Origin of the sequence: Bacteroides sp. CACC 737, assembly GCF_013874375.1 — a bacterium.
GTDB lineage: Bacteria > Bacteroidota > Bacteroidia > Bacteroidales > Bacteroidaceae > Bacteroides > Bacteroides uniformis.
Genome location: NZ_CP059408.1, coordinates 3,103,968 through 3,117,629 on the forward strand (window position 1 = coordinate 3,103,968; position 13,662 = coordinate 3,117,629).

At 49.2% G+C, this 13,662-nt stretch carries 11 protein-coding genes and 1 pseudogene; 2 read left to right on the forward strand and 10 right to left on the reverse strand.

Annotation, left to right across the window (positions count from 1 at the left end; translation table 11 throughout):
• Positions 1 to 2 precede the first annotated feature (2 nt).
• The 9 genes from H1A11_RS13255 to H1A11_RS13295 all read right to left on the reverse strand — a co-directional run bounded on the left by H1A11_RS13255 (position 3) and on the right by H1A11_RS13295 (position 11,876).
• Entirely contained in the window at positions 3 to 1,397 is a 1,395-nt protein-coding gene (locus H1A11_RS13255) for an MFS transporter (protein ID WP_181757329.1), read from the reverse strand.
• Between the two features lie 17 nt (positions 1,398 to 1,414).
• Positions 1,415 to 2,587: a glycosidase gene (locus tag H1A11_RS13260; protein WP_117601308.1), complete on the reverse strand. Its 1,173-nt coding sequence runs from the start codon at positions 2,585 to 2,587 to the stop codon at positions 1,415 to 1,417.
• A 22-nt stretch (positions 2,588 to 2,609) separates the two neighbouring features.
• The gene (locus H1A11_RS13265) at positions 2,610 to 3,725 is read right to left on the reverse strand and encodes a glycoside hydrolase family 26 protein (RefSeq protein WP_117966701.1); all 1,116 of its coding nucleotides are present in this window, start codon (positions 3,723 to 3,725) and stop codon (positions 2,610 to 2,612) included.
• A 132-nt stretch (positions 3,726 to 3,857) separates the two neighbouring features.
• Positions 3,858 to 5,318: a hypothetical protein gene (locus H1A11_RS13270; protein WP_370528743.1), complete on the reverse strand. Its 1,461-nt coding sequence runs from the start codon at positions 5,316 to 5,318 to the stop codon at positions 3,858 to 3,860.
• A gap of 10 nt (positions 5,319 to 5,328) precedes the next feature.
• Positions 5,329 to 7,095: a DUF6057 family protein gene (locus H1A11_RS13275; protein WP_117601309.1), complete on the reverse strand. Its 1,767-nt coding sequence runs from the start codon at positions 7,093 to 7,095 to the stop codon at positions 5,329 to 5,331.
• A gap of 50 nt (positions 7,096 to 7,145) precedes the next feature.
• Positions 7,146 to 8,606 (reverse strand): PD40 domain-containing protein, encoded by a 1,461-nt coding sequence (locus H1A11_RS13280; RefSeq protein ID WP_165491359.1) that lies wholly within the window; start codon positions 8,604 to 8,606, stop codon positions 7,146 to 7,148.
• A gap of 25 nt (positions 8,607 to 8,631) precedes the next feature.
• Positions 8,632 to 10,083: a DUF6057 family protein gene (locus tag H1A11_RS13285; protein WP_117601311.1), complete on the reverse strand. Its 1,452-nt coding sequence runs from the start codon at positions 10,081 to 10,083 to the stop codon at positions 8,632 to 8,634.
• Positions 10,055 to 10,669 carry a DUF4369 domain-containing protein gene (locus H1A11_RS13290; protein ID WP_119961435.1) on the reverse strand — a complete coding sequence of 205 codons (615 nt, stop codon included), beginning with the start codon at positions 10,667 to 10,669 and terminating at the stop codon, positions 10,055 to 10,057. The genes H1A11_RS13285 and H1A11_RS13290 overlap by 29 nt, the downstream gene beginning before the upstream one ends.
• A gap of 79 nt (positions 10,670 to 10,748) precedes the next feature.
• On the reverse strand, positions 10,749 to 11,876 hold the full coding sequence (locus tag H1A11_RS13295; protein ID WP_117601312.1) for a Rid family hydrolase: 1,128 nt from the start codon (positions 11,874 to 11,876) through the stop codon (positions 10,749 to 10,751).
• 133 nt (positions 11,877 to 12,009) lie between these two features.
• On the opposite strand from H1A11_RS13295, the pseudogene H1A11_RS13300 reads away from it, so the two are divergent.
• A pseudogene (locus H1A11_RS13300) lies at positions 12,010 to 12,123 on the forward strand (AAA family ATPase); the annotation flags it as partial.
• A 49-nt stretch (positions 12,124 to 12,172) separates the two neighbouring features.
• Here H1A11_RS13300 and H1A11_RS13305 read toward each other — a convergent pair.
• Positions 12,173 to 12,463 (reverse strand): DUF3874 domain-containing protein, encoded by a 291-nt coding sequence (locus H1A11_RS13305; RefSeq protein ID WP_226791241.1) that lies wholly within the window; start codon positions 12,461 to 12,463, stop codon positions 12,173 to 12,175.
• Between the two features lie 274 nt (positions 12,464 to 12,737).
• Here H1A11_RS13305 and H1A11_RS13310 point away from each other — a divergent pair, with 274 nt between their 5' ends.
• A complete protein-coding gene (locus tag H1A11_RS13310) occupies positions 12,738 to 13,379 on the forward strand; it encodes an HU family DNA-binding protein (protein WP_117601313.1) in 642 nt (213 codons plus the stop codon).
• Positions 13,380 to 13,662: the final 283 nt, after the last annotated feature.

The window sequence follows — 13,662 nt, forward strand, 5'->3', positions numbered from 1 at the left end:
AGTTATAAGTTATTCTGCTGAAGGTTCTCACGACGCTTTTTCAAGTCTGCATTGATGGCTGCCATACGCGTCTTGTTCAACGGGTAGACGAATACGACAAGAATGGAAAGTGCAGCTATCGCAGCAGGAATAAAGCTCATCAGATACTTCAAGCCATCCAGCGCTTCGGGCGTCTGCACAGCATTCTCTGCAGTGTTGTAACCAAAGAATGCCAACAGCGCCATTACTGCCCAGCCAGCAAATGCACCGCCGAACTTCTGTGCCATAGAGCCAGAAGAGAATATCAGCCCTGTAGATGACGTACCGTCCTTCTGCTCGGCATAGTCGGCCACATCGGCATACATACTCCAAATAAGCGGGGATACGATACCGGTACAAATGGAGATAAGCACCTGGAAAACCATCATCAGCCACCATCCCAGCCCGTCATTCGGCACAAAGAAGAAGAGCACACTGAATACTACCAGGCACACGAGCGAAATGATATAGGTTGACTTCTTTCCAAACTTCACGGAAAGAGGCACAGCCAGCGCCACACCAATCATATTACACACTTCACCCACCATCAGGAACAGACCGGCATACAACACCAGATTGAATACCCCGAAATCGAGGAATGCATTGGCACTGATATAGTCCTTGAAGAAGTAGGCGGCAGTAGCTCCACGCACCGTATTGAAGAAATTCGACAGCAACGCCGCACCGTTCAATATCCACCAAGGCGAATTGCGCACCAGCGACTTCACATCCTTGCCGATAGATTCGGACGCCACACTCTTGACATGCTCGCGCGTCATGCTAAAGCAAAACAGAAAGCCTAAAAAGCAGAGCGTGGCAATACATACCATGGCATATTGCCAACTGGAAGCATTGCTATAGTCCATTGATTTAAACCAATTGCACAATGGCTCCCATGCTCCCAAAGCGATAAAACTACCTCCGTATGCAAAAAACATACGGTAAGAAGAGAAAACCGTTTTTGTATTCGAATCATCAGTCATTACTCCCAGCATAGCCCCGTATGGTACATTGATTGCCGTATATACCGTCATCATCAGGATGTAAGTGACATAAGCCCATACCAGCTTACCCGTTGTCCCCATGTCGGGCGTTGTAAAAAGTAAAATCCCAGCAATGGCAAAAGGAGCTGCAATCCATAATAAATAAGGACGGTATTTGCCCCAACGCGTATGAGTACGGTCTGCAATGACTCCCATCATCGGATCGGACACTGCATCCCAAATACGTGTCACCAGCATCAGCAATCCTGCATCAGCCAAGCTCAAGCCAAAAATATTCGAATAGAAGAACGGTAAGTAATAGGAGAATATTTTCCAGAACATAGAGGAAGACATATCCCCAAAACCATAACCGATTTTCTCTTTTAGTGTTGCCATAGTATGTTGTATTTTTATTATTTCATTATCTGCAGATTCTTGTCTATCAGTCTCTTCAACGTTTCTACCGAGGCTGATGAAGACAAGCCGTCAGCAGGCGTATTCATGCAATAGTCCACCAGCTTGTCAATGGTAGAAGTGGCTACATGCATCCGCGTGTCAGAAGAAGCGTAGTAAATAAATACAGTTCCGTCTTCATCGGCAATCCAGCCGTTGGTGAAAAGCACATTGCTTACGTCACCTATACGCTCCTCACCCTCGGGTACCATAAAGGCCCCACCGGGAGTGGCAATCAGTTTCGTCGGATCTTCCAAAGAAGTCATGTACATATAAAGCACATAACGCAATCCGGCGGCACAACCGCGGACACCATGAGCCAGATGCAACCAGCCTTTCGGAGTCTTGATGGGATGCGGACCTTCACCATTCTTCACCTCCTTGATGGTGTGATAGTAGCGCTGGTCGATAATCTTCTCTTCCTTCACCTCGGCATGGGTTATGTCATCCACCAGCGCCCAGCCGATACCACCACCGCTACCGGCATCAATAAAGCCATCCTGCGGACGGGTATAGAGGGCATACTTGCCATCTACAAACTCCGGGTGCAGCACCACGTTGCGCTGCTGACTCTTGGTCTTCAGGTCGGGCAGGCGTTCCCAATTCTTCAAATCCTTGGTGCGAGCAATGGCAGCTGTAGCCGTAGCCGAGGACAAGTCACCGGCGGGCGCATTGTCGTCGTGGCGTTCGGCGCAAAAGATACCGTAAATCCAGCCGTCCTCATGAGCCGTGAGACGCATGTCGTATACATTCGTTGCCGGAATCGTATCTTCAGGCATGGTGATAGGGTAATCCCAAAACCGGAAATTATCAATGCCGTTGGGACTCTCGGCTACGGCAAAGAACGACTTGCGGTCAGCGCCCTCTACACGTACCACCATCAGATACTTGCCATTCCACTTAATGGCCCCCGAATTCATGGCCGCATTCATACCGATGCGTTCCATCAGGTACGGGTTGGACTTCTCATCCAAATCATACCGCCAGAATACAGGTGTATGAGCAGCCGTCACTACCGGATATTTATAACGTGTGAATATGCCATTGCCGTCTTCCACGGCCACATTCTTTCTCGTAATCAGCTCTTCGTGTTTCTGAAAGAGCCTCTCTACCTTTTCTTTAAAAGCTTCCATGTCTGTTATATTGATTGTTTGTTTATTGATACAGATTTACATCGGCTGCAAACAGCGTCTTGGGATTGTTATAAAACTCCCCAAAATCCTCCGCAGATGTCTGTCCCGGATAGGGGGCATAGTAATGGGTCACCTTTTCACGGGCATTGCGCCACACCAGCACATAAGCAAGCGAATATTTCTTTAACGCAGGCAGCAGAGTACCTGTCCACCATTTGGCATCGGGGATTCCTTCGTAACCGGTTTCGGTCACAGCAATCACCTTATTGTGTGCTTTCCCTATACTGTCGATAATGGAAAGTGCCCTATCCATCCCGGCAAGATAGGTATCCCGGTCGAACTGATAGGTATCGAAGCCAATAACGTCTATCAACTCGTCGCCCGGATACTTCTTCAAATATTCCGTTGTGTCCTTGGGTTCCGTGCCCGGAGAGTAAGCATAGAGTGCATTATCCACTCCCCTGGCCTGCAGAGTGTCCACTGTCATGTGCCACAATGTCTTATACTCTTCAGGGGTACACAGTTTCTCGCCCCACCAGAACCAGCTGCCACTGTGTTCGTGCCAGGGACGGAAAAGTACGGGTATCTTCACGCCGTCCGCCGTCTTCAACGAATGAAGGAAATCGGCCACTCCTCCCAACCAGCCGGCAAACTTCTGATGATTCTCTCCACCGGGCAGGATGGACTTCACCACCGTCGTATCCGATACATCCCAGGCATCACCGCCCGTTTCAGGATTGCGCGCATGCCAACTGAGCGAAACCATGCCGCCCCGCTGATACTGATTGATTATCTCTTTCCTGATTTTATCGAAGGGCACCTTATCCAGATTGGCGGCATTCCCTAGTTCCAACTCTCCCAAATCAAAACTGATGACAGCCGGATAGTCGCCACACACGCTTTTCACATCCGAACGGCCTTCCTCACCTTCCCAGCCGATACCATATACCGTATCGTCATGATGGCCGAGCATGATACCTTTGGAAGGGATTTTCTTCAAGTTAGCCAGTAATCTCTCCGTTTCCTGCGTACGTGCAGCAGCCGTCTCTTCATTCACACTCTGTTCTTTCTTGGAAGAACCGCAGGCGGTCAACAGACTCACCGCCAGCATCATCGTAACAAATTTTACTTTTCTCATATCCATGTTTTTCAATTACGGTATTATTATTGGTACCACTAATTCCTAGTACAAAGATAGCGGATTGCACCAAGAGAAAATGATACAATTTTATCCCTTTACTATATTAAAAAACAGAATATAAAAAACGTATCATCTTACTTTCACCGGAACGCGCTTCCGCGAGACAATTCCCCGTTCCACCTTCCGGCGTTCCAGCTTCACCGATTCGCTTGTAAAATCGGGAACATTGTACGAGTAAACCAGACGGTCGTAATACTCCCACGGATTTTCCTGAGGAAGCAGAAAAGGCTTGCCCACCACCCCATTCTCATCCATACTTGCCAGATACAGACGGGTATAAAGCCCATCTCCCCTGCGGCTACTGAACACAAACCATCGAGAGTTGCTGCTCCAATTATGGAAACTTTCCGTATCATCGCTGTTCACCTCCTTTATGGGACGCATACCGCCATCCTTCAAATCCAACAACCATAAATCGGCTTCTTTATGCCAAATTGAGAAATTCCCGTAATCCGACAAAGTAAACATGATATATTCGCCGTCGTACGAAGGTCTCGGGAAGGAGATACTTTTCTTCATAGCTGCCGCATTGACCAGCGTATCTATCGTTTCGCCAAATGTCCCGTCTTCCGGGTTAAAATCTATACTGCACAAGCTATAACGTATTTCCTTATATTCCGCCGGTATCGGCTTGGCCTCCGCTGCACAGAAATACAATTTGCGTCCGTCCGGTGAAAACACGGGAAAAGTCTCGAAGACTTCCTTCTTCTGAAGCAAGGGGGAGAGCAGCAATTCATGTGTCTCGGGATGGTAGACCAGTACATCCGATTCCAAGTCGAGCACTTCCACACGTTCATCCTTCACAGCATGGAAAGACTGGCGCGTATTGTTGACAGAATAGGCAATATATTTGCCGCTTGGATGCCAATAAGGGTATACAGCCGCAGAGAGAGTGGAATCCGTTTTCGTATCCAGCATTTCGCGCTTCCCGTCTATCTGCATCAAGGTCCCTCCGTTCTTTCCACGGACATGCAGGCTCAGATGGTCCGGATTTGTTTTGTTGAAAGCATGACAATTCAGGCACATGCCCGGCACCATGGTATTCTCCAGCAAGGAACGCTCCTCGAACGAAGAAAGGTCGCGCTCATAAATGCCCATCTTGCTATAAACTTCATATCCGGGAGCCAGCTTGCGGTATACCACCCCATAATCTATAGGATACGGACTGACATACATGGGAAAAGAGCGGTACTGTTTCCACTCGCCATCTTTCCGGATACATACCGTAAACTGAAGGCTATCACCCTTGTTCTCCTCCAAAAGCTCTAGCCATGCCTCTTGCGGAAATGATACTATTTTATCATTAACATGCATCTCTCCGGACTTTCCTCCGATCACGGTCACATCCACACGTTCGTACGCTCCGCCAATACAATTGAAATTCATGGGAGCAATGGTTGCAGGAATAGTCACACCGATATAGTCAGGATAGATATCCGGCCATTCATCCACCCTTTCCGGGGAAGTCACCGAATTGCTGCAAGCGGCAAACCACCATGCAGCCATTATGCAAACAGCTATATTCTTCATCTTTTTCATTTTACTTTCTTAGTAGCAAATAATTCCAGTATGTACTGCCGAAACGCGCCTCCAACATCTGCCGGGCATTCTGCTGCGAGGTATATATCCGCGCAAATTCCGTTACATCCCGCACCACTTGGGGCGAAATGCTCCACGGCATACCCTGGAAGTTCTTGTGCGTCTGTGTCCATACATATATCAACGCCTCTTGATAGCTGCGGGGAATATGGTCGTAGCCGGCATGCTTACCCAGCGGATAGTACTTCATGAAACGTTCCAAATCACGTTGCTGCAGGACATAGGCCAGCATATACTCAAATGCCATCCGGTTCCGGTGGTTGTGCTGGTAAAGCAGCCCCAGCATGATGTCCGTTTCCTGGCTGCTGAACAAGAAGTCTTCCGTATAGCGTATCTGCCTCAACCAACCCCACTCCTTGTGGGCATTGATTTTTTCCTCATTATACAGATAGGTCATGGCATCCTCCGCCCAATCCTTATAGAAGATTGTCTTCCTCAACAAACGCAGGTACTTGGCTGCCACTTCGTATTGCCCGTTTATCAGGTTCGTCTCTGCCAGACGCTTGAAGCAACGGCCACTCTTGTTGAAGTTAGGTATGGCCTCCATCGCCTCAAAAGTGAAACGTTGTGCCGTATTGACCATCCCCAAATGATAATACGCCTCACTGGTGGGCAACGGCGAAGTAAAGTCACGCTGAAACTCCGGTAGCAGCCCTTCCGTCCCGTTCTGGTAAAACTCGAACATGCGGTCGCCCATCTGTCCCATCTTTCCCAAAGCAAGATTCAGGCAGGTCACGCCGAAAGGTGAAACCGGCGACTTCTCTTCTGCCTTTTCTATAACCTCCTGCCATTGTTTATTACGTACCAGCTGGTCATACTCCATCGCTTCCTCTTTATCCATATCGCAACCGGCTGCCACGTAGTAATAACCGAACAATGTTACCGCCACCACTTGCAGAACTCCATAAAATACCGGTTTCTTCTTCAAAGCGGGCAAAGCGGCCAGCAGGAAAGGGAGGACAACCAGCAATACGGCAAGCCCTATCTCTATCCAGGGAATCACTGCCGGGAAACGGTAATATCCTATACCGCCCATCAGACGGTAAATAGGAAATTGTACCCACATGCTTGCCAATAGCGGACAGCCGATACCCCACAATCCTACCCCCCAGAACACTCCGACACCACCCCAGAAATTCTTACCTTTAAGATTCAACAAGAACTCGCGTACAATCACCCAGCCCATAAAGATAAAGTGTGCCGCACCCGCTGTCCAGTAAAGTAGCGGAAGGACTATCAGAATGTACGCCACACGCAGCCACTTCCCCTTTAAATCCGCATACCAGCAGGATGCAGACAATGCTAACAGCAGAGCCACCACCAATGACAGCATCGCATTTTCATCACCCATGAAGTGCCACAAGACAATGATAGGCAGAAAACTCAGCGGATAATACACATCAGCCGCACCCTGCTCCTTCGCCAGTTTCCAAACCAACCGTTGCAACAACACGTACAAAAAAGCCAGAATACAAGCTCCCGCCCACACGTGATAATAGAACTGCGTCAGATACTCAGCGATATAATCGGCCAACCCACCGGGAACCGCTATCCGTTTCCACCAGTAGTCGGCATCGAACAAGAAAAGCTGGAACTGCTCCTGATAGGAAATATGGGCCGGATATACGTTTCCCCAAAAGAGAAGCACCGCTACGCCGAAAAGTATCGACAGCCCTATCTTCCAAGTCTTTTTCAGAAATAAGAACATTTACTATTTACAATTTATTATTTACAATCTGTTACTCTCTGTATGTCTTGTCATTTGAATTCCTCAGCCTTCAGTTGCCGGTTTATCCGCTTGATGGAAGAAGCATCAAAAGGAACGGGAGTGGCCGACAAATCGGGGATATTGTAGGATTTCAATGTCAAATCGTCTTTTTCAGGGTCGGACTGGGGTAGCACAAAAGGCTTATGCGCCTTTCCTTCGGCATCCAGATAGGCAAAATAAACCCGCCCGTACTGCCCGTCACCCCGCTTGCTGGCAAAGGCAAACCAACGGCTACCTGACGACCAACTGTGATAAGTGTCCGAACGGTTGGAGTTGACCATTGGCAGGGAATCGATGGCACCCGTCTGCAAATCCATCAGCTGCAATTCCGTCTCCCGGTGCCAAATGGGGAATGTTCCATAATCAGCAACGGTATAGAGCAGGTAGCGGCCGTCCGGTGAAGCTTTCGGATGACACACGGAGCCTTTCTCCAGCCGGGCATTCCAAAGGGTATCCACGCGGTCGCCCCAGGTGCCGTGATTGGCATCGAACGCAATGCGGCAAAGCGAATAGCGTAATTGCTGTACGCTGTCCGGCAATGGAACAGCTGGAGCCGAGCAGTAATATATCCATTTCCCGTCGGCAGAGAAAGTGGGAAAAGTTTCTAATACGGTGGAATCCGCCGTAAGCGGAGACACAATCATCCGGTTTCCGTCAAAATCGGCGACAGCCAAATCGGAGACGGTATCGTAAACTTCCAGACGGCGGTTACTTTCCGTATGGAACATGGGAATAATCACATTAGACGAGAACACACCATACCGCCCGTCAGGATGGAAATCCCCGTAGACAGCCGCAGATATCATCTGTCCATTCTTCAAGGCAAGCTTACGGAGCTTGCCGTCACGGTTCAGGATAGTCCCCCCTCCCTCGCCCCGAAGATGGAACATCGAAAGGTTGCCACTATTTCCTCCGTGCACATGACAGTTCATGCATTTGCCGTCTGTCTGACTGTTATCCGCCAAAATACGCTCTTCAAAATTCTCAATGCACCGTTCACGTATCTGCAAGGCATTCCATACTTCATAACCGGGTTCTATCAGACGGTAACTGACATAGGCGTCAAGCTTGTCCGCCACCACCTGCCATGCAAAAGAAGGATAGCGTAGCCAGCGACCGCTGGTACGGGCAGTAACAGTCACTTCCAAAGTATGCCCCTTCTCCGCTTCCAACAATGCACGCCAGGCTTTCAAGGGAAACACCGCCTTGTTCCCACGCGCGTTTATCTGCAAGCTGTCCGATGCTCCCTTTACACTCACGCACACCGCATCCACCCCTTCATTCCGCACAAGGAAATTCAAAGGAGCCACATTGCAGGGAATGGTTACATCCTGATATTCAGGATAGAGCTCCAATAACCGGTCTGCAGGCTGTACAGACTCCGGACAGGGACTACAAGCATATAGGCAGCAGCACAGCAACAGCTCCACAACAACCTGTATATATTTCATATCTCTATTCATCGCTCATCATAAATCACTTCTCCTTTTTCATCGTAGCATAGTGGAAATAAAACCAATATGTTTTTCCGTATTTGGCTTGCAAAGAGGCACCATTACCACCATTCGCCTCGTACAGTCGGGTATAATCGCCAAACTCATCCAATACCTGAGGCGGAATATTCCACTTCCTCACTTCATCCAGTGGAGACTTGTTGCCCGCAAGATAGACAAGCAGTCCCTCGGCATATAGTCTGGAAGGTATCCGATGGGCAGCAAACTCTTGATAATCCCGGGCGAAAGCACCAATATCCTTATTCAGCAAATCAAAGCAGAGAAGGTAATCGCATGCCAACACATTATCAGGATTGTTACGCAACAAATGACGAAGTGAAAGCGGAATGTTGGCAGAAGAACGTAAAGTATCCGTTGCAGGCAACAACAACCGCTTCCGTTCCAGCCATTGGCAAACTTCGGCCGTCTGTTTTCCGGGAATACGCCGTTCTGCCCAATCACGGTAACACATTGTCTTTTGCAGGAGACGAAGATATTTCATGGCCGCCGCCTCATCACCGTTCACCAGGTTGATTTCCGCCAAACGCTTGACAGCTCTTGCCCCAGTGTGGTGCGGAGAAAAAATCATTCCCAAAATGGCGGCATGTTCAGCCATCGTCATATCTCCCAACGCAAACCAGACTTCATTGGCTGCATAAATAGTAAGGTAGGTAGAATGGGGAGCCACAGGCAGAAACAGCCCTTGCGAAGCCGGTTGATAACCATCCATCAGCTGGTCGGGAAGCCGGTTCTGCTGTGCATTCAGCAAATTATAATAATAGGCAGTGAACGGAGAACGGTATTCACCCTCTGCCAACAGTTTCCGTACTTTTTCCGAACGGCCGAAATACATTTCCGAATCCAACGCCAAAAGATATTCCCGCCCTAAATCGGGCATATTGTACCATCGTGACGACCAATCGCCACAGCCAAACAGCCAATAGCCGGACAATACCGCCAATATGCTTACCGGTAAGCCCGACTTCCACGAACGTCGCATGCAGCTACGGCACAACAACAAAATACCTCCGATACCGGTTAAAGCGATTGTGCCGGAAAGCGGATAACTCAATCCGCATTGCCTTCCTGCCTCCCAAGCCACCGCCAACACCGTAGGAATCCACGCCCAACGTCCCATGTACGGAGCCAACAAACGAAACACCACCACTCCCCAAAGCAACAGCACGACAGCCATTATGGTCGGGCCACCCCCTTCGTAATAAAAGAATTGAGTGAGGAAATCTCCTGACAGACGTGCCAGAGCCGCCGGATGCCGCAGATACCCGGCCAATGGTTCGGTGGCAAGCAAAAAGAGCTGTGTCTGCTCCCGATGGAACAGATGATAGGGCAATATCCGGAAGAAAAAAAGAAACAACGCCAAAGCACCGATTCCTGCCGCTCCCCATTCAATGTATTTCCTTCTGCAAGCTTTCATCCAACAGTTTTTGTTGTTCTTCCGTCAAGGAGCCACGCACCATCTTCCGCATGAATGTCCCCAACGTATTGTTTCCCTGCTCTTTCAAAAACAGAAAGTTCGTTTCCTGCTCCTGCATCCTCAGACTGTCACGTATCTGTATCAGATGCAGTGAGTCTTTTCCGGTGGCATTCCGTAGTCCCGTCCGGATAAAATGGTAAGCCTCTTGCTTCTTTTCCCTCCCCTCTTTCCATTTCTGAAGGGCATCATTTTGCGGAGTGCCCGTTACCGAGCCGACAGAGTCGGCCTTCACATGTATGGTACCCGGCTCCGTCACCACCAGCAGTTCCTGGATGTAGATACGCAGCAGATGGCGCAGACGCAACACCCTCATCTCCTCCCCTTGTCCGGAAAAAGAAAAAGAGGCATTGGTTATCTTTACAGAATCCACCCGCCCCGGTGCATTCTCCATCGGCACGAGGTATATCCATTCCCCGTCGTATTTCACCGACGGCAACGTTCCTTCAATCACATAATTCTGTCCGGAATTTCCACAACTTGCCCAAAGAAGGCAACTGATACAGAAAAGCAAGATACGTGTTTTCATCCTTATACATTAGAATTTCAACAAAGGTAGGCGTTTACCAACTGTCAGCCTAATATTCAATTAACCAAAGATAATATTTTTAATCAGAGATTTTCTTCATCGCCATACACTCCATTTCCACCAGCCACCCCGGGCGACAGACAGGAGCCAGCGTAATCACTCTCGGCGTATCGGGAAAGCGTTCGTCAAACATCTCCTTTACTACGGTATAATCCGCCATATCACGCAGATAGACAATGATATGCCCCACATCTCCAAAGCCACAATCGGCCTCCTTCAATAAAGCCTCCACATTCTCCCACATCCGTTCTGTCTGACGGCGTACATCTCCGGCATACATCACTTCCCCACGGTTGTTGATACTCGCTGTACCGGAAATGAGTACTTGCCGGCGGTCGTCGTAATCCACCGCCGTTCCCCGTTCGAAACTGACTCCATACTCATAAGTGGGGTTCAGATGTGTGCGGGCATAGAGATATTTGATTTGTCCGGGCTTTAATCCCGCTACGGCAAAAGCGTCAAGCATCACCAATACTTTCGGGTCGGCATGACGCCCACCGATACCGGTACTGGCAATATAGTGCGTGTTCTCCGTCAGGTTCTGGGTGACAAACATCTCATTGCGCGCCTTGACCACACCGGCATAATTGCAATCCACATTCTGCACAAATATCCAGGTACGCAGGCAATTGTCGGCCAAGGTACACCCTTCTTCCATCAGTTGCATAGCATAGTCGTTGAGCAAAAGACGCATCTGGTATTCCGAATTGGCGGCACGGTTGAAGCTGCCTCCCATCCAGAGCTGGCGATAAGCACCGTGTTTCACTTCATACAGTCCGTTTGGCAGCACTCGTGTCTGCACATCGGTCTGCAGATATGCCCACAAAGCAATCTTGGTACCATCCAGTGGCGATTGTTCCACCACGGACAGCGCGCAATCGGAGCTTTCCGCCGTAGCGGCAAGCAACAGTTCCGCCTGGTTGGCGGCATCACTCAAGAAATATCTTTTAAAAACCGCCACGGCTCCGGGCAATTCTTTTTTCAGTAAAGCGGCATACGCATCCAGCACGGCATTCATCTGCTCACGGTAGGTCTGTTTCGGGTCGGTGGCATGTATCATCACATGGTATTCCGTCACTCCGCCGGTTACAACAAATGCAGCCACTTCCGCCCTGCCTGAAGGATAAGAGTATGATGTGTATTTCATATCATTAACGAGAGATTGTTTCAATCGCAAAGATAAGTTTTTTATCCGACAAGGAGTAGTGAAAATCGCAACTTTCGCTTGTTTTGTTCTTATAAAAAAGTTACTTTTATAGAAAAGTATAAAATATACAGTTATTAGGAGCGAAAATATTTATCACATCGGCATCCAGGACTTTGAGAAGCTGCGCAAAGGCGGTTATTTCTATGTGGACAAGACCGCCTTAGTATATAAGTATTCACATTATTTCCCTATCATTCAGCCCTTTCCGGTGAAACTTCTTTTTCCTTCTCACCACCTCATATACATTGCCGTAGACGTTTCAGTCCCGCCTGCAGCTGCACTGAACCGAACTGCATGGGATTGCTGCCACGCATCAGGGCGGGATGCGCCTTTTGCAGCTCGTCGAAGATATCGGCAGCAGTCAGGTCAAGACTCTTCTTTGCCGAAACGGAGCACGGAACAAGTTGCAGACCGCTTCCTCGGCAAGACTGACACGATAAAAAGCCTCGTTGTGCGCTTACAGCTTTCGCGCTCCGGCGGCGCTTTTCTTCCCGTTCCTCCCGGTTTCGGTATTTCTTTTTGTGCATGTTTCAGCCTTTCGGAAAAGGCTATCAGTTGTCCCGCTTTCTTCAAAAATCATTCCTGCCGACAAACATACTTATTTATGCTGCAGAGCCCTTTATTTTCAGTACTTTTACACGATTCTTTATAAGTGAACGACCCGAGTTATCCAATCGGCTGACCCAGGTCGTTCAATCGAACAGCCAGAGTTGTTCGTTCGGCCGACCGGGGTCGTTCACTTATAGAAAGACACTTCCGAGGGAAGAAGCAAATACGTTGAACGCACTAAAACCTATTGATATGGCAATACTATATGACTGGTACGAGAATCCGGGCACCAATGAGGAAGACCCGGAAGAAAGAGGCCTCCATCCTCGCCCGTTGCTCAACGGGAAAATAACCATGCGGCAGCTCTACAACCGCGTACATGCCCGCAGCTCGCTCACGGTGGGCGACGTAATGAACGCGATAGACTGTCTGACGCAAATCTGCGGCGAAGAACTGCGCGACGGGCACGAGGTGCACATCGAAGGGCTGGGCTACTTCGCCCCCACCCTGGAAGCCACACAGAAAGTGACCCGCAGCACCCCGAACAAGCACCTGAAACTCCGGCTGAAGAGCATCAGCTTCCGTCCCGACGTCAGGCTGAAACAAGCGATGACGGGAGTCAGTGCCATCCGCAGCAAATACACCCGCCACTCCCTGAAGCTTTCGGAAGTGGAGATAGACATGAAGCTGAAAGAATACTTTGCCGACCACGACGTGCTGATTCGCAGTGACTTCCAAGCGCTGTGCGGCATGGCACGCACCACCGCAAACGTCCACCTGAAACGGTTGCAGCAAGAAGGCAAGCTGAAGAATGTAGGGAAACCCACGCAACCCATCTATCGGGCCATGCCGGGATACTACGGTGTGTCGCGCGATGCAAAAACGGGGCGATGAGGGTGGAAAGCAGTTTCACCGAAAAAGCCGATGAACAGGAGGATAGGAGAAGGAGGTGAAGGGATAAAAAGGAACATTCTGCGCCCGGAAATCAAGGGTAATGCAAAAAGAAATGTGAATTGTATGCAGAAAGGCAATAGAGAAAGAATGCGAAAAGGCGAATCTCACGACCCGCCTTTTCCTGATTTAACCATTAAACAATTGTACTATTCGGTTAATGCATTTACAATTATCCGATGTTACGGACGACTAATGAGGTCGGAGGTAACGACAACTGCTTTGA